The following is a 16,015-nucleotide window of genomic DNA, read 5'->3' on the forward strand; positions in this document are numbered from 1 at the left end:
CGCAGACCCATGAACATGACCCCGCCGAAGCAGACGGGGCCAAGAATGAACGAAAACATCCGCGCCGCGAAGATCCTGGTGATCGACGAAGAGGGCGAGAAACGTGGCCCGATGTCCACGCAGGATGGTATGGATCTGGCGGCCAAGGCTGGTCTCGACCTCGTTGAAGTGAATCTGGGCGAGGTCCCCGTCTGCAAGCTGATGGACTGGGGCAAGCACAAGTACCAGCAGCAGAAGAAGAAGGCCGAGGCCAAGAAGAAGCAGAAGATCGTCGAGATCAAAGAGATCAAGATGCGTCCGAACATCGACAAGCATGACTATGAGGTGAAAACCAAGGCCATGCGCAAGTTCTTCGATGAGGGCGACAAGGTGAAGGTCACCCTGCGCTTCCGTGGCCGCGAAATGGCCCACCAGGAACGGGGCATGGACCTCCTCAACAAGGTCCGTGAAGAGTTCGAAGAGACCACGAAGGTCGAGGCCATGCCCAAGCTGGAAGGCCGCCAGATGATGATGGTCCTCGCCCCGCGCTAAGTCGTTGGCGAATGACCCCGATGAAGAAGGCGCCCCTGCGGCGCCTTTTTTGTTGCTCGTTTCGAGCGACTGGCCGTCATCTCTCCCTCCGGGAGAGATCGGCATCTTGGATGCCGAGTGAGGGCGGGCGATGCGAGGGTCGTTCCTGCTACAGAGATGATCCCAGCGTAGGGACGTTCGCGGGACCCCCGCTCTCCGCAGCCCTTACCCGAAGCCTTGGCGAGCCAAACCTTCGACCGCTCCCGTAGAGAGAGGTGATCACCGGCTCAGCCGCTTTCAAAGCGACCAGAACCGTGGCACGCCGTTCCCATGCGGAACGTTCTCAGCGTGTCACTCCTCGCCCTAGCAGCCTGCGCGGCAGAGCCAGACATTCCGAGCGCCGAGCAATGGGCGGAGGTCTGTGAGCCCTGGGACGAATGGGACAAGCCAGGGCCGCCGTTCCGCATCCACGGTGACACCTACTATGTTGGCACCTGCGGCATCGCCGCGATCCTCGTGACAGGGGAGCAGGGGCACATTCTCATCGATGGCGGCTCGCGAGGCGGTGGACCACTGATCGAGGCGAACATCGAGGCGCTTGGCTTCCGGGTCCGCGACGTGGACTTCCTTCTGCACACGCACGAACATTTCGACCATGTCGGCGGTCTCGCCTATCTGCAGCGGCAGTCGAGGGGCAAGCTCCTCGCCTCGATGGATGCAGCCCCCGTGCTCGAGAGCGGCATCACCGCCTCAAACGATCCGCAGGCCGGGATGCACGACCCCTTCGAGCCTGCCCAGGTCAGCGGGCTGATCACGGGCGAAGGCAACGTCACGACAGGTCATCTCACCCTCACCGCCATCGCGACCCCCGGACATACGCCCGGCGCGCTCTCCTGGCAGTGGCAGTCCTGCGAAGGCGAGGACTGCCTGACCATCGTCCTCATGGACAGCCTGTCCCCGGTGAGCGCAGACGATTACCGCTTCTCCGATCACCCGGAATATCTCGCGGCCTACCGCGAAGGGCTCTCACGCCTGATGGACATACCCTGCGACATCGCGCTCACACCGCACCCGGCCGGGAGTCGGATGTTCGAGCGCATCGAGGAGAATACGCTTGTCGGCCTCGATGAGTGCCGCGCCTACGCGGCGAAGCAGCTCCAGCGGCTCGATAAACGCCTCGCCGAAGAGGCTGGCTGATCGCGGAGTCTGGGGTTAGGCTGGCGCCGTTGAGTGAAGGGGCGCGTCATGGAAATCATTCTTCCGCAGGTCGGGGTCGCTGCTGCCGTGATCGCCGTCACGGCCATCATCCATGCCATCTTCACGATGATCATTCGCGGCTTTGCGCGCATCAAGGATGATCCCAAGGGAGTGATGGACGACCTCGGCGGTGTCATTCGCTTGACCGTCGTGTCCCTCTGGTTGATCGCGGCGCACGCGCTTTCGGCTGGGGCTTGGGCGTTGGCGTATGTGAAGGTCGGGATCAGCCAGACCTTCGCCGACGCGCTCTACTTCGCCCTCAGCACCTACACGACCCTCGGCTTCGGCGATGTCCTCGCGCCGGAGGAGTGGCAGCTCCTGACAGGCTTCGCGTCGATGAACGGGCTTCTCATGTTCGGTCTGTCGGCGGCTGTCCTGGTGGATGCCGCTGCCCGGATCAGGACTCCCAGCCGTTAATCCGGTCACGGAAAAAGTTCCATGACGCATTCGTGTAGCGGAACTCTTCCGAGAGACGGAACGGAGGCGCCTCCAAAGCATTGTTTCCCGTGAGTGAATAAACTCGATCGCATTCGTAGAGTGGGGAACACAGTGTTTAAACGTTATCTCGCCGCAACAGCGGCAACCATCGCCCTCGGTCTTGGATCAGCCAACGCCGCCCTCATCGAGGACGAAGTCTTCGACGGCGCGGAGCTCGGCTTTGGCCAGGTCCTCAATGGTTCGGACATGTTCCAGTTCCTGCTCCGTAATCTGAGCACGGACAGTCTGGACATTCTTGTCGAGATCTCCGCCAGCGGCGACCTCGACAATCTCGAGAACATCCGCGTTGGCCTCGGCATTGGCGACGATGTCGAAGACAATGACGGCACCTTCGAAGATGCCACTGAGAGCCTGACGGTTGTTCCGCGCGACATGGGCGACCCGCAACGGGGCTCGGCCTTCTTCCTGTTCGAAGACTTCACCACGGAAGAAGCCTTCTCCGTATACGTTGCAGGCGCTGAAGAGTTCGACGGCCCGACGCCGTTCACCGTCAGCATCTTTGCTGAAGGTTCGAACCCTGACCTCAATGAAATCCCTGTCCCGGGTGCGGCGCTCCTCCTAGGCACCGCGCTTGCAGGCTTCGGCATCGCTCGCCGCCGCAAGGTCTAACCAGGGCAACCAAGCTCGCCGATCGCATGTCGAGCGACCCGCGTCTCTTCTGGAGGCGCGGGTTTTTTCTATAGGCGCGCCAGGGCCCAGCGAGCAGCCTCCGCGACGACCTCTGACGGGTCTTCCGCAAGGCGCTCCGCATCCGGACGAAGGCCCGCATCGCTCGAGTTTCCGATGGCGATGGCGACGTTCCGCAAGAACCGGTCCCGACCGATCCGCTTGACGGGCGACTTGCGGAAAAGCTTGCGAAACGCCTCGTCGTCGAGCTTTGACAGCTCCGACAGGGAAGGGGCTTCGAGCTCTTCCCGTGCATGGAACGCCGCTTCGGAAGCGCGGGCTGCGAACTTGTTCCACGGGCAGACGGCAAGGCAGTCGTCGCAGCCATAGATCCGGTTGCCCATTGCCGCCCGAAACTCCTCCGGGATCGGACCTTTATGCTCGATCGTCAGGTAGCTGATGCAGCGTCTGGCATCGAGGCGATAGGGCCCCGGGAAAGCATCTGTAGGGCAGACATCAAGACACGCCCGGCAGCTGCCGCAGTGGTCGATTTCCGGTTCATCCGCAGGCAGATCGAGCGCCACGTAGATCGCGCCGAGGAACAGCCAGCTGCCATGATCGCGGCTCACAAGGTTCGTATGCTTGCCCTGCCAACCAATGCCGGCCTGCTGACCAAGCGGTTTCTCCGCGACGGGGGCTGTGTCCACGAAGACCTTCAGCTGGCAGTTCCAGGTCTCGCCAATCCAGCGGCCGAGACGCTTCAGCCGCTTCTTGATGACGTCGTGATAATCATCACCCTGCGCATAGCAGGAGATGTTCGCTTTCGTCCGCTCCCGGAGTTTCTCCATGGGATCGGTCTCGGGACCGTAATTCATGCCAAGGGCGATGACAGATTGCGCGCCGTCCCAGAGCAGCTTCGGCTGGGCGCGCTTCTCCGCGCGATCCTCCAGCCATTCCATCGTGCCATGATGGCCGAGGCTCAAAGCCTCCTGCAGCCGCGCGCCGACCTCTGCCGGTAGCTCAGCGCGCGTGAAACCGACGGCGTCGAAGCCGAGATCCGACGCCTCTTTCCTGATCCGCTCAGCGGCGTCGGTCACTCTCCGCCGACGGCGAGGAAGTGCGGATTGTCGAAGCCGCGATCTTCCTTGCCATAGGAGAGGGGCGCGCCGCGTTCCTGATCGTCAAAGACATAGACTTCGCCGCCAGCTGCCTTGAGCACCGCATGGGCTGCCGCCGTATCCCACTCCATCGTCCGGCCGAGGCGCGGGTAGAGGTCAGCCTTGCCTTCAGCGATGGCGCAGAACTTGAGCGATGAGCCTGCTGGCATGACGTCGGTGACGCCGAGGCGCTCGAGCATCTTCTGGGTCTCTTCGGAGCCGTGGGAGCGCGACGTCATCGCGACGGCTCCACTCTCAGGACGGGCGCGGACGGAGATAGCATCAGGCGCGCTCTGGGCATTGCCCGTCTCAAAATCGATCATCTGCAGCGTTGCGCCTTCACCGGCGATGCCGACGAAGAGCTTGCCGAGCGCTGGGACGGTGACGACACCCATGGTCGGGACGCCATTCTCGATCAGCGCGATGTTGACCGTAAACTCATCGGTGCCGGTGACGAACTCCTTGGTGCCATCGAGCGGGTCCACGAGGAAGAAGCGCTCATGCGCCTTCGGGACCTGACCGCCCGCCACGCTCTCTTCGGCGATGACAGGAATATCGCCAGCAAACTCCTTGAGATGTGAAAGGATCGCTTCCTCGCCGCGCTCATCGGCTTCGGTCACCGGCGAGCCATCGCCCTTGGTCCGTGCGTCCGCACCGCGGCGGTAGACCTCGAGGACGACACGGCTGCCTTCAATGGCGGCGTCCGCCATGACTTTACTGAGTTCGCTCATAGATATTCCCCCGACCTAGGTGGTACGATTCAGACATTCGCTAGCAGTGTTTGCTAGAGGTACGAAGCTTGCCTAAGGGTTTAAGTGTGTGCGGTGCGATAGGAAGCGTAGCGTAGGGTTTTTGGGGATTCCGAGGTCATGTCTCTGACCACGACTGACGAAATGGACGAAGTCCGCCGCAAGCGGCGCGGGATTTCCCGCGACGTCTGCTCGGATATCGTTGCTGCTGTCGTTGCGACCCTGATCACCGCTGCTGGCGCTGCCGCGACCCCGTTTGCCACCATCGTGACGCTGCCTGACGGCTTCCTGCAGGAGCCGAACACCGTCGTCCTGATGTCGGCGGGCTTCCTCACCAGCCTCATCTATGTCGAGGCCCTGCGCCAGGGCGGCTATTTCCGCTTCGACCAGATGCTCGATCCATGGGGTACGCTGCGCGGTGTCGTCTGGCGGTTCGGGCTCATCCTGCTCAGCTTCATCGCGGCTTGCTACTCGCTCGGACTGACGCAGCTCCTGTCACGCGGATGGCTGATCGTCTGGGCGGTGCTCTCGGCCATTCTCATCATCATCTCGCGCTTCATCATCGCGCGGGTGCTCAAGCGCCTGTCCGCTGCGGGAGGTCTCCTCTGCCGCAGGCTCGTCTTCGTCGGCGCGCCTGCGAGGACCAACACGATCGCCGGAAAGGCTTCCATGACCGAAGCCAGCGTCGACATCGTCCGGAGCTTCGATCCCTCCGGCCTTCAGTCGCCCAGCACCAAAGAGTTCATGCAGCTCCAGAAGCTGGTGGAAGACGGCATGGTCGACGACATCGTCGTCTGTCCGCAGGGCGATGACGACGACAAGTCGATGGCCAATCTCCTCGATCAGCTCCGCCGCCTTCCTGTCCATGTCAGCCTCGGCCCGAATCCCCTCTGGCTGCAGCGCGGGGGCAGGGTCGACGCCATTGGCGATGTGCCGACCTACGTGGTGCAGCGGCGTCCGATTTCTGGCTGGGATACGTTCACCAAGGCCGTTGAAGACCGCGTGCTCGGCTTCTTGATGCTGCTGGCGCTTTTGCCGGTCATGCTGATCTGCGCCATCGCCGTGAAGCTCGACAGCAAGGGCCCCGTCTTCTTCGTCCAGCGCCGTCAGGGCATGGCAGGCGATGTCTTCCCGATCATCAAGTTCCGCTCGATGAAGGTCATGGAAGATGGCGACGATGTTCAGCAGGCCACCAAGGACGATGACCGCATCACCAAGGTCGGCGGCTTCCTGCGCAAGACATCCCTCGATGAACTGCCCCAGCTCTTCAACGTCCTGAAGGGCGAGATGAGCCTCGTCGGCCCGCGGCCCCACGCCCTCAAGCATGACGAATACTATTCCGCGCTGATCAAGGACTACGCCGCCCGTCACCGGGTGAAACCGGGGATGACCGGGTGGGCGCAGGTGAATGGCTTCCGCGGGGAGACAAACGAACCCGAGAAGATGGAGCAGCGCCTCCGCTACGACCTCGAATACATCGAGAACTGGTCGCTCTGGTTTGACCTGCGGGTCCTGATCAAGACGGTGAAGGCCGTCGCCAAGCCTGAAAACGCTTACTGATCTCGCGTAACATTGCAGCTTCGTAGCATTTGGTCAGATTTCGTGATCTGCCGTTGCGGCAGTGCGACATTCTGCTTAAGAGCCTCGCGATTTCTCTAAGGGGCGCTTTCTCTATGAAGCTGATGATTCTCGGCGGTGACGGCTTTTGCGGCTGGCCGACGGCACTTCACCTTTCCGCACGCGGTCACGACGTCATGATCGTCGACAACCTTTCGCGTCGGAAAATCGACGTCGAACTCGAAGTGCAGTCCCTGACACCCATCGCCAGCCTGACGGATCGTCTCGAAGCCTGGCAGCGGGTCTCCAACAACAAGATCGAAGCGCGCATCCTTGACGTGTCGAAGGACTTCGACGCCTTCACCGCGCTCCTCGCTGACTACAAGCCTGATGCCGTCGTTCACTTCGCTGAGCAACGCGCCGCGCCCTATTCGATGAAGACCGCGCACCACAAGCGCTACACCGTCGACAACAACCTCAACGCCACCCACAATTTGCTGGCGGCGATCGTTGAGACCGGCCTCGACATCCATGTGGTCCACCTCGGCACCATGGGCGTCTACGGCTACGGCACCGCAGGGATGCAGATCCCTGAGGGCTACCTCAACGTGAAGGTCGATGCCGGCGAGAACGGCGAGGTGGAGACGGAAATTCTGTACCCGGCCAATCCGGGCTCGATCTACCACATGACGAAGACGCAGGACGCGCTCTTCTTCCAATACTACGCGAAGAACGACAATCTGCGGATCACGGACCTCCACCAAGGCATCGTCTGGGGCACCCAGACCGAAGAGACCAAGAAGGATCCGGCGCTCATCAACCGCTTTGACTATGATGGCGACTACGGCACGGTCCTCAACCGCTTCCTCATGCAGGCCGCCATCGGTTATCCGCTGACCGTGCACGGAACGGGCGGCCAGACCCGCGCCTTCATCCACATTCAGGACACGGTGCGCTGCGTCGAACTCGCCATCGAGAACCCGCCTGAGCGCGGCGACCGGGTGAAGATCCGTAACCAGATGGTCGAAACCCACCGCGTCCGCGACCTCGCCGACATGATCGCCGAAATGACCGGCGCCGAGATCGACCAGGTCGACAACCCGCGCAACGAAGCGGACGAGAACGATCTCCACGTCTCGAACGACAGCTTCATCGAGCTGGGCCTTGATCCGATCACCCTCGACAAGGGCCTCTTCGAAGAGGTGACCGAGATCACCAAGAAGTTCGCCGACCGCTGCGACCGCCGCCGCATCCCATGCGACTCGCTCTGGACCTCGGTCGACGGCAACCCGAACGACCCGAACAAAGGCCGCTGAGGTCTATCCTCCGTTCAAAGAGAAAAGGCGGCCTCCGGGCCGCCTTTTTTTGTGGCTAATGTCCGGCTTCCCGGAAAGCCGAAGGCTTATCCGGGACCCATGGACTGAGATTTCTCAAACGACGGATCGTCAGAACTGGCGCGAGAATGTACAGCGATGGTCCATGGATCCCGGGTTCAGGCTTCGCCTGCCCCGGGAAGACGGCGGAGCTAACTCTTACGTCCCCTCAGCCCCAACATGCTGTCCACGGAACATGCGGAAGCGCCAGAACATGATCATCAGCACCGATCCGCCCATGGCGACCATGACGAGGAACATCTGCGCCGGATCGATCCCAGCGTTCCTGAAGACCGATGCGAGGATCGCGCCGACAGTCGCGAAGAGGCCGTTGGTCATGTTCGCCACGCCCATGATCCGGGCACTGATCGCCTTCGGCGCATTGGCCTGGAAGCTGGCCAGCATCGGCACCGCGAAGACGCCGTTCGCCGCTGACGAAATGATGAACAGGGTCATCAGCGGATAGCCCGCCGGACCGAAGAGCTGGAATTCTCCGGTGAAGGGCACGCGCGTGTAGAAATAGACGCCGATCAGCGCCGCCATGCCAACCATCAGCGCCACGGCAGACATCTGCTTGGGCTCCTTCAGCTTAGGCGCGAGGACGCCCGCGATGATCGAGCCGAGCCCTGCGCCAAGCGCGAAGAAGGCATTGAGCAACGCGTAGTCCTGGTTCGTGCCGCCCAGCTGGTCGCGCATGAAGATCGGCATGTGGGCGAGGAGAAAGGCGCCGACGAGCCAGAAATAACCGTTGGCGAGGATCGGCCAGAGCACGCCGGGCGTCTTTCCCGCCTCGCGGAAATAGCGCCACGCGACAGCCGGGATATTCCAATTGATCGGTTCACGTCCCGGAGGCGGAGCCTCAGGCAGTCTGATGGCGAGCAGCCAGCCAATTACGGCGGCACCCACTAGCATCGCGCTGACAATCATCCGTCCGTTCTCGACTTCGAAGTAATAGCCCCCGAGCCCGAGACCTGTGACGATGGCGATGAAGGTACCCGCCTGCATGATCCCGTTGGCGCGCGCGAGGCGGCTCGGCGGGAAGTATTGCGGCATCAGCGCAAAGCGCACCGGCTGGAAAAAGGCCGTCTGTGCACCCATCAATGCGAGGGTCAGGACAAGGGGAAGGGCCTGCCCGAGGAAGAACCAGAGCGCCGCAAGCGACATCAGGATCAGCTCGAGGAACTTGAGCCTCCTCGCCATGACGTGGCGCGGGACCCGGTCAGCCATCTGGCCCGAGATCATTGCGAAGGCGAAGATTGGCAGCGTGAAGCCGATGGAGACGATCGTGCCCGCCTCGTTCGCGAGATCGCCGAAGAAGTAGAAGTCTTCGCCGACAGATACCGTAGCCGCTGCGATGATCGCAACGATCGTCGCGTTCCTGAGGGCATTGTCCGCAAACGCGCCGAAGACCTGGGCGCCGAACAGCATCCAGAAGCGGGGCATACGGACGAGAGGGGGATCAGTACGCAGGGCCTTGCTCCGCCGCTTCTTCGAGGGCCTTGATCACTTCAGGGGCCTCGTAGTTCTCGTCGTGGCGGGCAAGGACATTATCCGCGCGGAAGATGCCGTCAGGGCCCATCTTGCCTTGCGCGATGATGCCTTCGTTCTCGGCCACGAGGGCGGGGAGAATGCCGTCGAAGCTGACAGGTACGCCAGCCTTTCCGTCGGTAATCGTAAAGGTCACGTTCGTGTCTGCCCCTGTCCTCAGGCTGTCCTCCGCGACCAATCCTGCCAGCCGCACGTCCCTGTCGCCCAGCTCCTGAGGGCTTGGCAGGGTCGATGGGGCATAGGCGTAAACCTGAGTCTGCGAAATGGCCACAAGGGAAAGCGCAACCGCGCCTGCGAAGGCGGGCAGCACGATGGTCAGGAACAGCTTGCGCTGGCGGCGTTTCTCATACGGGGTCGCCATCTCTCAGCGGTTCCGCTTCTGAAAACGCCAGAGCGTCCAGCCGACGTAAGTGCCAAGGCTCGTAGCGGAGAGGGCCCAGGCGAGGGCAATATAGGGGGCCATGTTCGGGCTCATGACGTCGCCGGAGCCTCCTCGATGGTGGCCGACGAGGCGCGGCGCACGGGCTTTGTCTTGCGCTTCTCGGCGAGGACCGTGTGCACCCGGAGCAGCGTCACGAAAGCGAAGATGAGCGTGTAGGCGAGGGCCATGATCAGGAGCGGCCAGAGCATCGAGGCTGGCATCTTCGGCCCGCCCTCGCGAATGACGGTCGCCTTCTGGTGGAGGCTGTCCCACCAGTCGACGGAGAACTTGATGATCGGTAGGTTCACCGCGCCGAGCATCGCAAGGATGGCCGCCGAACGCGCAGCAACGAACTCGCTCTCGATCACCTGCCAGACCGCGATATAGCCGAGATAGAGGAAGACCAGCACCAGCATCGAGGTCAGGCGCGGGTCCCAGTCCCAGAAGACACCCCACGTCACCTTGCCCCAGAGAGCTCCCGTGACGATGGCCAGCACCGTGAAGAGAAGCCCGATCGGCGCCATCTGACGCGCCGCGACATCGGCAAGGCGGTGCTTCCAGATGAAGCCAACGAAGCTCGCGACAGCAATGGCAGCGTAGGTCTGGAGCGCCAGCCACGCTGCGGGCACGTGGACATACATGATGCGCACGCTCTCGCCCTGCCTGAAGTCCGGCGGCGAGAAGAAAAGGCCGAGGGCTGAACCCACGATGACCAGCACCGCCGCTGCCGCGCCGATGGGCATGATCAGAGGCTTCGTGCGCCGCACGAAGACCTCAGGGTTCGCCAGTTTCTCCAGCCAGTTCGCCATAGGAAGGGTATCGTCTGCCATGCCGCCCGGGGCAAGGGGATGCGGCGTTCTAGCCAGATGAAGCGTTGGAGAGCAGGGGTCTGAATCCTCGCCACGTCAGGACCAGCAGCACCCCGCGCGCTGCCATGAACAGGACAAACGCTGCCCAGAGGCCGTGATTGCCCAGAGGCTCACGCAACAGAAAAACGGCCGCGAAATAGAGCGCCGTCGCGACGGCCATCGTGTTCCTCAGCGCCGCGCCTCGGGTCGCGCCGATATAGATACCGTCGAGATGATAGGCCGCCGCTGTCGCGAGGGGCATGAGGACTGCCCACGGCAGGAAGCGCTTGGCCTCCGCCAGCACCGCCGCTGTGTCGCTGCCTTCCCCAACGGTGAGCGAGAGGAGGAGATCCCCAAACAGAACGAGCAGGAGGAAGAGCGCCAGGGCCATCGCGCCAGCGATCTTCGCCGTCTCACGCCACGCCGCCGAGAACAGCTCTTCCCGGCGGGTCTTCGAGCCGACCGCCTGTCCCACATAGGTCTCCGCCGCGATGGCCGGGCCGTCTAGGAACAGCGTCAGCGCGAGGACGAGGTTCAGGAGCACATGGTTCGCGGCCAGGGTCACGTCGCCGAAATCCGCGCCGAACCGGGCAAAGCTGACAAAGATCGAATCAAGCAGCAGCGTTCTGACGAAGATATCGCCATTGAGGGAGAGGAGGGCACCGAGCCCGTCGCGCATCCGCGCCCGGCTCCAATGCGCCAGCACGCCGCCCCGCTGGGCCAGCACCCATGCCGCGCCGCCAAGACCGATGAGGAGCCCTGAAAGCTCCGCCAAGGCCGTGGCCAAGGCGAGCCCTTCGATCCCCCAGCCGAAGACCAGCACGAACAGGATCGACAGGACCGCGTTCACCGACGCGGTCCCGATCGTCACCGCCATGAGGAGGCCAGTCCGTCCCTGTCCCGTGAACCAGCCAAGCAGCGCCGTGGTCGTGATCACCGCCGGCGCGCCCCAGATGCGGATGCCGATATAGCTGCGCATCGCATCGCCAGCAGCGGCGGAGGCTTCGGAGGTATCGACAAGGAAGAGCTGCGCGCCCGCGATGATGGGCGCCTGCAGGATCAGTAGGAGAAGCCCGACCGCGAAGCCGAAAAGCGCTCCCTGCACCAGCCTAGCGCGGAGCATCCCTTCATCATCCGCACCGAGCGCCTGGGCCACGAGGCCCGACAGGCTCATGCGGAGGAAGCTGAAGCTCCAATAAAGAAGGGAGAAGACAGCGCCCGCGAGGGACGCACCCGCCAACGCTTCGGCCTCGGCACCGCGCGCAAGCACTGCGACGTCGGTGAGGCCGAGGACCGGCGTAATGATAGCGGCGAGGCTAGCAGGCCATGCAATCGCAAAGGCCGATCGCAGCGTCGCGGGCTGCGGCGCTGCCGAGGACATGAAAGCGTGCCCTTAGAGGCCGAAGTTGCCGAACTTGTTCTTGAACTTCGAGACGCGGCCCTTGTCGGAGATCTTGGCCGGGCCACCGGTCCATGCCGGGTGCGACGAAGGATCGACGTCGAGGTTCAGCGTGGCGCCTTCCTTGCCGTAGGTCGAACGCGTCTGGAACGTCGAACCATCGGTCAGGGTCACCGTGATCATGTGGTAGTCGGGGTGCAGGTCTTTTTTCATCGGTCGGGTCGCCTTCGAGCGGATAGATAAGAACGGCGGCGGCTAGCTCAGGACCGCCGATCACGCAAGAGGGAGAGGGCGGTTCAGGCGAGCTTTTCTCCATCTCTTCCTGCGTCTGCGAGGGCCGCCGGCGGAACGGCCCCGGACGGGAGGCCGTTAGACTGCCATGACGACCAAAACCATCGACAAGGACCAGCTCGAGGAGGGGCGCGGCAGGCTTGCCAGGAAGCCGCTGGGGATCCCGCTCGCTGGCTGGGGCGACATTCTCCTGAGGTTCTGGCGGGGATTCAACAATGACAATCTTGTCCTCGTTGCGGCAGGGCTCGCCTACTTCACGCTCCTCGCGATCTTCCCGTCGGTCATCCTCTTCGTCTCTCTCTACGGCATCTTCGCGGACCCGCTGACGGCTGCCGATCATGCGTCAGGGCTCGCAGGGGTCCTCCCGCCTCTCGCCGCAGAGTTCATCCTTTCCGAGATCACCCGGGTGGCAGAGGCCGATCATGGCGGGCTGTCCCTCGTATCCCTGGTCAGCTTCGTCATAATCGTGTTCGGCGCGGGCCGTGCGGCAAGGGCTACGTTTCAGGCGCTGAACGTCGCCTATGGAGAGCGCGAGCGGCGCAACCTTCTCCAGATCAACATCCTCGCGCTCGCCTTCACCCTCGGTTTCATTCTGGCAGGCGTCGTCGCGCTGACCCTCGTCGTCGCGTTCCCGGCGCTGATTTCAGCCCTCAGCCTCCCGTTGAAAGCTGAGTCTGCGATCGTCTTCCTGCGATGGCCGATGCTCTTCTTCGGGATGATCGTCGCGACCAGCATCCTCTACCGCTACGGACCCTGCAGGGCCGAGGCCCAGCTCCAGTGGCTCTCGCTAGGCTCGGTCGCAGCATCGCTTCTCTGGGTGCTCTCGTCGCTGCTGATCTCATTCTATGCTTCAAAGATCACAGACTTCTCCGCCACTTACGGGGCGTTCGGAGCGGTGCTTCTGCTCCAGATGTGGCTCTGGGCCACGGCGCTGATGGTTCTCGTGGGCGCGAAGATCAACGCCGAGGCCGAGCACCAGACGGCTTACGACACCACCACGGGCCCTGAGCAGCCAATCGGAGAAAGAGGTGCGGTCGTCGCCGACGAACTCGGCCCGACAAGACATCAGGGAGCGGCTCCCGTCGAGGTGCCGCTCAGCGAAGCGGAATGATTCGCCGCACAACCTGAGCGAGACTTAACACTATAACGCTCTTGTCAAGACTTGCGGAAACGTTGGCTTGCCTCTTGAAAGGGGTCTCGGACGTTCAGACGGGTGGGATTGATGCGTCTCTTCATGCCGATGGTGTTTCTTGTAGCGGCTGGCACGCTTGCCGTAGCCGTGGGCACCATTTGGCTTGGCTACGTCTTCCACCAGTTCGAAGAGTTTCCGTCCGAAAGCGAAGTGGCCTGCACCCCGGTCGTGGGCATCACCGGCGCTTCCGACGTCGCAGCGATCCCGAACCGGAACATCGCCTTCCTCTCGGTCTACGATCAGCGCGGCAAGAGCGAGCGCGGTGAGTTGATCCGCTTCGATCTCGACAATCCGCTCGATGACACATCCTGGCAGGACCGCACTGGGGGCCGCCCTCGCGCCTTCGAGCCCGGCGGCATCGATCTCTGGGAAGAGCGCCTGCCGAGCGGCCTCCTCAGCCACCGCCTGTTCGTGGTGAACCGTGCAGGGCCGGAAGTCCTGGTCTTCGACGTCGATGAGGCAACCGGCGACCTTTCACTGGCGGAGCGCTTCAGCGACCCCCGCCTCGTCAGCCCGAACGACGTCATCGCCACCGGGCCGAGCTCCTTCTACGTCACCAATGACACGGCTTCTGGCCGCCAGAGCGTGCGCGGCAAAGCGGATTTCCTCCTCGGCCTGCCGACCGGTCAGATCTTCCACTATGACGGCAACAGCTGGTCGGTGGAGGCCGACGGCCTGAGGTTCCCGAACGGTATCGCTTTGAGCCCGGATGGCTCCGACCTCTTCGTGGCCGAGATGCGGGCAGAGGCGATCCGCAAATACGCCCGCGACCCGGCAACGGACCAGCTGGAGCCGACGAGCCGCATCGCGCTCCGCAGCTTCCCGAACAACCTTTCGGTCGACGAGAGCGGTCGCCTCCTGATCGGCGCTGTCCCGCAGCCCTTCGCCTACAAAGCCTTCACCGAGAGCCTCCGGGACTCAGCACCCAGCCAGGTGCTGCGCGTCGATGGCGATCAGGTCGAGACCATCTACCAGAATACTGGCCGCGATCTCTCCGCCGCGACGGTTGCCAGCCGGGTAGGCAATAGGACGCTGATCGGCACGGCTGCCGACGACAAGTTCCTGATGTGCCGCGCCAGCTAGGCTGACGCTCCTCGGCGTTTGCAAATGTTGCGGTGCGGCGTAGGCTTTCTCCGCCTGCCAATCTCGCGAGCCTTTCCATGCACTACATCTCTACCCGCGGCGGCGCCCCCCGCGCGGATTTCGATCAGGTCCTGACCGAGGCCCTTGCCCCCGACGGCGGCCTCTACCTGCCCGAGACATGGCCCGAGCCGCACGATTGGAGCGGGTTCAAGGGGGCGAGCTTCGTCGAGGTAGGCGCCGAAGTCCTCTCGATCTTCGCAGGCGACGACATGAGCAAGGACGAGGCCCGCGCGCTCTGCGAGGCTGCCTTCGCGACCTTCCGCCATCCAGATGTTGCTCCCGTTGAGGAGATCGACGGCGAGCAACTCCTCGAGCTCTTCCATGGCCCAACGCTGGCGTTCAAAGACGTCGCCATGCAGCTGATCGCGCGGCTCTTTGAGCGAAGCCTCGCGCGCTCAGGCAAGTCGCTGAACGTCATCGTTGCGACTTCAGGCGACACCGGCGGCGCAGCCGTTTCTGCACTTGCGGGCAGGGAGCATCTGTCGATTACGGCCCTCCATCCCCATGAGCGAATCTCTGAGGTCCAGCGCCGGTTCATGACGACTAGCGATGCAGCTAACGTCCTGAATCTGGCCGTAGAAGGGACCTTCGACGACTGCCAGGCCATCGTGAAGCAGCTCTTTTCCGAACGTTCGTTCGTAGCGGATGTCAGCCTTGGCGGGGTCAATTCGATTAACTGGGCGAGGATCACCGCGCAGGTCACCTACTACATCACCGCCGCCCTCTCGGTCGGTTCTGGCGAAGTCCACTTCACCGTTCCCACAGGCAATTTCGGGGACATTTTCGCGGGCTACGTAGCCAAGCGGCTTGGCGCTCCAGTCGGGCGACTGATCATCGCGGTCAATGAGAACGACATTCTGGACCGCGCGCTCAGGACCGGTGAGTACCAGAAGCGCGGGATCACGCCGACGATCTCTCCCTCCATGGACATCGAGATCGCCAGCAATTTCGAGCGTATGATCTTCGAGGCGCTCTGGCGCGACAGTAACCGAACGGCCGGTCTGATGCGGGATCTTCGCGAGGAAGGCACGTTCGTGATGGACAAGGCGCTCCTCGCGACGTTGCGCGAGACGTTCTCCTCCTACCGGGCTTCCGAAGAGGAAGTATCAGAGACAATCGGATCGATTCACAAAGCCTCTGGCGAGCTCGTCGATCCTCACACCGCAATCGGCATCGCCGCCAGCCGAAAGGCGCGAGACGAAGGGCTCTCGGGCCCAATCGTGACGCTGGCCACCGCACACCCCGCGAAGTTCCCAGCTGCCGTCGAGGCCGCAACCGGCGAAAAACCGGACGTTCCCTTCCCATCTGAAGAGCTCTTCGGGCGGGAAGAGAAGTTTCGCGTCGTGGCCAATGATCCGGCAGTGGTTCGCGAGGCGATCAGGGAACTCAATTCCGCGCGTTAACAAAGCCTTGTAGAGATGCTTGCGTTACGATGTAATTGCTCTCAGACCTATGGTTTGGGGCAA

16 protein-coding genes are annotated in these 16,015 nt (G+C 62.8%); 9 read left to right on the forward strand and 7 right to left on the reverse strand.

The window, feature by feature from the left end:
• The first annotated feature begins 9 nt into the window (after positions 1 to 9).
• The 4 genes from infC to HK107_RS09660 all read left to right on the forward strand — a co-directional run bounded on the left by infC (position 10) and on the right by HK107_RS09660 (position 2,874).
• Positions 10 to 531, forward strand: a complete 522-nt coding sequence (infC, locus tag HK107_RS09645; RefSeq protein WP_173199182.1) for a translation initiation factor IF-3 — start codon at positions 10 to 12, stop codon at positions 529 to 531.
• Between the two features lie 309 nt (positions 532 to 840).
• Positions 841 to 1,707 carry a subclass B3 metallo-beta-lactamase gene (bla, locus tag HK107_RS09650; RefSeq protein WP_173199184.1) on the forward strand — a complete coding sequence of 289 codons (867 nt, stop codon included), beginning with the start codon at positions 841 to 843 and terminating at the stop codon, positions 1,705 to 1,707.
• Positions 1,708 to 1,755: 48 nt separating this feature from the next.
• Positions 1,756 to 2,184, forward strand: coding sequence for a potassium channel family protein (locus HK107_RS09655; RefSeq protein WP_173199186.1), 429 nt, complete (start codon positions 1,756 to 1,758; stop codon positions 2,182 to 2,184).
• Between the two features lie 132 nt (positions 2,185 to 2,316).
• A complete protein-coding gene (locus tag HK107_RS09660; RefSeq protein WP_173199188.1) occupies positions 2,317 to 2,874 on the forward strand; it encodes a PEP-CTERM sorting domain-containing protein in 558 nt (185 codons plus the stop codon).
• A 68-nt stretch (positions 2,875 to 2,942) separates the two neighbouring features.
• On the opposite strand, the gene queG is transcribed toward HK107_RS09660, so the two are convergent.
• The gene (gene queG / locus HK107_RS09665) at positions 2,943 to 3,968 is read right to left on the reverse strand and encodes a tRNA epoxyqueuosine(34) reductase QueG (protein ID WP_173199191.1); all 1,026 of its coding nucleotides are present in this window, start codon (positions 3,966 to 3,968) and stop codon (positions 2,943 to 2,945) included.
• On the reverse strand, positions 3,965 to 4,759 hold the full coding sequence (cysQ, locus tag HK107_RS09670) for a 3'(2'),5'-bisphosphate nucleotidase CysQ (protein ID WP_173199193.1): 795 nt from the start codon (positions 4,757 to 4,759) through the stop codon (positions 3,965 to 3,967). Before cysQ ends, queG begins: the two co-directional genes overlap by 4 nt.
• A 138-nt stretch (positions 4,760 to 4,897) precedes the next feature.
• Here cysQ and HK107_RS09675 point away from each other — a divergent pair, with 138 nt between their 5' ends.
• Positions 4,898 to 6,337 carry an undecaprenyl-phosphate glucose phosphotransferase gene (locus tag HK107_RS09675; protein ID WP_173199195.1) on the forward strand — a complete coding sequence of 480 codons (1,440 nt, stop codon included), beginning with the start codon at positions 4,898 to 4,900 and terminating at the stop codon, positions 6,335 to 6,337.
• Positions 6,338 to 6,450: 113 nt separating this feature from the next.
• A complete protein-coding gene (locus HK107_RS09680) occupies positions 6,451 to 7,650 on the forward strand; it encodes an NAD-dependent epimerase/dehydratase family protein (RefSeq protein WP_173199197.1) in 1,200 nt (399 codons plus the stop codon).
• A gap of 216 nt (positions 7,651 to 7,866) precedes the next feature.
• Here HK107_RS09680 and HK107_RS09685 read toward each other — a convergent pair whose 3' ends face one another.
• The 5 genes from HK107_RS09685 to rpmE form a co-directional block, all read right to left on the reverse strand.
• Complete coding sequence (locus HK107_RS09685) at positions 7,867 to 9,150, reverse strand: MFS transporter (protein WP_173199199.1); 1,284 nt, start codon at positions 9,148 to 9,150, stop codon at positions 7,867 to 7,869.
• A 16-nt stretch (positions 9,151 to 9,166) separates the two neighbouring features.
• Entirely contained in the window at positions 9,167 to 9,616 is a 450-nt protein-coding gene (locus tag HK107_RS09690; protein WP_173199201.1) for a cytochrome c maturation protein CcmE, read from the reverse strand.
• 110 nt (positions 9,617 to 9,726) lie between these two features.
• A complete protein-coding gene (locus tag HK107_RS09695) occupies positions 9,727 to 10,506 on the reverse strand; it encodes a heme ABC transporter permease (protein ID WP_233061457.1) in 780 nt (259 codons plus the stop codon).
• A 28-nt stretch (positions 10,507 to 10,534) separates the two neighbouring features.
• Positions 10,535 to 11,905 carry an MATE family efflux transporter gene (locus HK107_RS09700; protein ID WP_173199203.1) on the reverse strand — a complete coding sequence of 457 codons (1,371 nt, stop codon included), beginning with the start codon at positions 11,903 to 11,905 and terminating at the stop codon, positions 10,535 to 10,537.
• Positions 11,906 to 11,917: 12 nt separating this feature from the next.
• On the reverse strand, positions 11,918 to 12,136 hold the full coding sequence (rpmE, locus tag HK107_RS09705; protein ID WP_173199206.1) for a 50S ribosomal protein L31: 219 nt from the start codon (positions 12,134 to 12,136) through the stop codon (positions 11,918 to 11,920).
• Between the two features lie 166 nt (positions 12,137 to 12,302).
• Between rpmE and HK107_RS09710 the strand changes: the two genes are divergently transcribed.
• From HK107_RS09710 to thrC, 3 genes are all read left to right on the forward strand, one after another.
• Positions 12,303 to 13,325: a YihY/virulence factor BrkB family protein gene (locus tag HK107_RS09710; RefSeq protein WP_173199208.1), complete on the forward strand. Its 1,023-nt coding sequence runs from the start codon at positions 12,303 to 12,305 to the stop codon at positions 13,323 to 13,325.
• A gap of 111 nt (positions 13,326 to 13,436) precedes the next feature.
• Positions 13,437 to 14,489, forward strand: coding sequence for an SMP-30/gluconolactonase/LRE family protein (locus tag HK107_RS09715; RefSeq protein ID WP_173199210.1), 1,053 nt, complete (start codon positions 13,437 to 13,439; stop codon positions 14,487 to 14,489).
• 77 nt (positions 14,490 to 14,566) lie between these two features.
• Positions 14,567 to 15,952, forward strand: coding sequence for a threonine synthase (gene thrC, locus HK107_RS09720; RefSeq protein ID WP_173199212.1), 1,386 nt, complete (start codon positions 14,567 to 14,569; stop codon positions 15,950 to 15,952).
• The last annotated feature ends 63 nt before the right edge of the window (positions 15,953 to 16,015 follow it).

This window comes from Parvularcula mediterranea (assembly GCF_013085255.1).
Lineage (GTDB): Bacteria > Pseudomonadota > Alphaproteobacteria > Caulobacterales > Parvularculaceae > Parvularcula > Parvularcula mediterranea.

What these genes read in the sequence shown, in the direction of transcription:
- HK107_RS09695 (WP_233061457.1), bottom strand. Translation starts at nt 10,506, where the DNA reads ATGGCAGACGATACCCTTCCTATGGCGAACTGGCTGGAGAAACTGGCG.
- rpmE (WP_173199206.1), bottom strand. Translation starts at nt 12,136, where the DNA reads ATGAAAAAAGACCTGCACCCCGACTACCACATGATCACGGTGACCCTG.
- infC (WP_173199182.1), top strand. Translation starts at nt 10, where the DNA reads ATGAACATGACCCCGCCGAAGCAGACGGGGCCAAGAATGAACGAAAAC.
- bla (WP_173199184.1), top strand. Translation starts at nt 841, where the DNA reads ATGCGGAACGTTCTCAGCGTGTCACTCCTCGCCCTAGCAGCCTGCGCG.
- HK107_RS09675 (WP_173199195.1), top strand. Translation starts at nt 4,898, where the DNA reads ATGTCTCTGACCACGACTGACGAAATGGACGAAGTCCGCCGCAAGCGG.
- thrC (WP_173199212.1), top strand. Translation starts at nt 14,567, where the DNA reads ATGCACTACATCTCTACCCGCGGCGGCGCCCCCCGCGCGGATTTCGAT.
- HK107_RS09680 (WP_173199197.1), top strand. Translation starts at nt 6,451, where the DNA reads ATGAAGCTGATGATTCTCGGCGGTGACGGCTTTTGCGGCTGGCCGACG.
- HK107_RS09715 (WP_173199210.1), top strand. Translation starts at nt 13,437, where the DNA reads ATGCGTCTCTTCATGCCGATGGTGTTTCTTGTAGCGGCTGGCACGCTT.
- cysQ (WP_173199193.1), bottom strand. Translation starts at nt 4,759, where the DNA reads ATGAGCGAACTCAGTAAAGTCATGGCGGACGCCGCCATTGAAGGCAGC.
- HK107_RS09710 (WP_173199208.1), top strand. Translation starts at nt 12,303, where the DNA reads ATGACGACCAAAACCATCGACAAGGACCAGCTCGAGGAGGGGCGCGGC.
- HK107_RS09655 (WP_173199186.1), top strand. Translation starts at nt 1,756, where the DNA reads ATGGAAATCATTCTTCCGCAGGTCGGGGTCGCTGCTGCCGTGATCGCC.
- HK107_RS09690 (WP_173199201.1), bottom strand. Translation starts at nt 9,616, where the DNA reads ATGGCGACCCCGTATGAGAAACGCCGCCAGCGCAAGCTGTTCCTGACC.
- HK107_RS09700 (WP_173199203.1), bottom strand. Translation starts at nt 11,905, where the DNA reads ATGTCCTCGGCAGCGCCGCAGCCCGCGACGCTGCGATCGGCCTTTGCG.
- HK107_RS09685 (WP_173199199.1), bottom strand. Translation starts at nt 9,150, where the DNA reads ATGCCCCGCTTCTGGATGCTGTTCGGCGCCCAGGTCTTCGGCGCGTTT.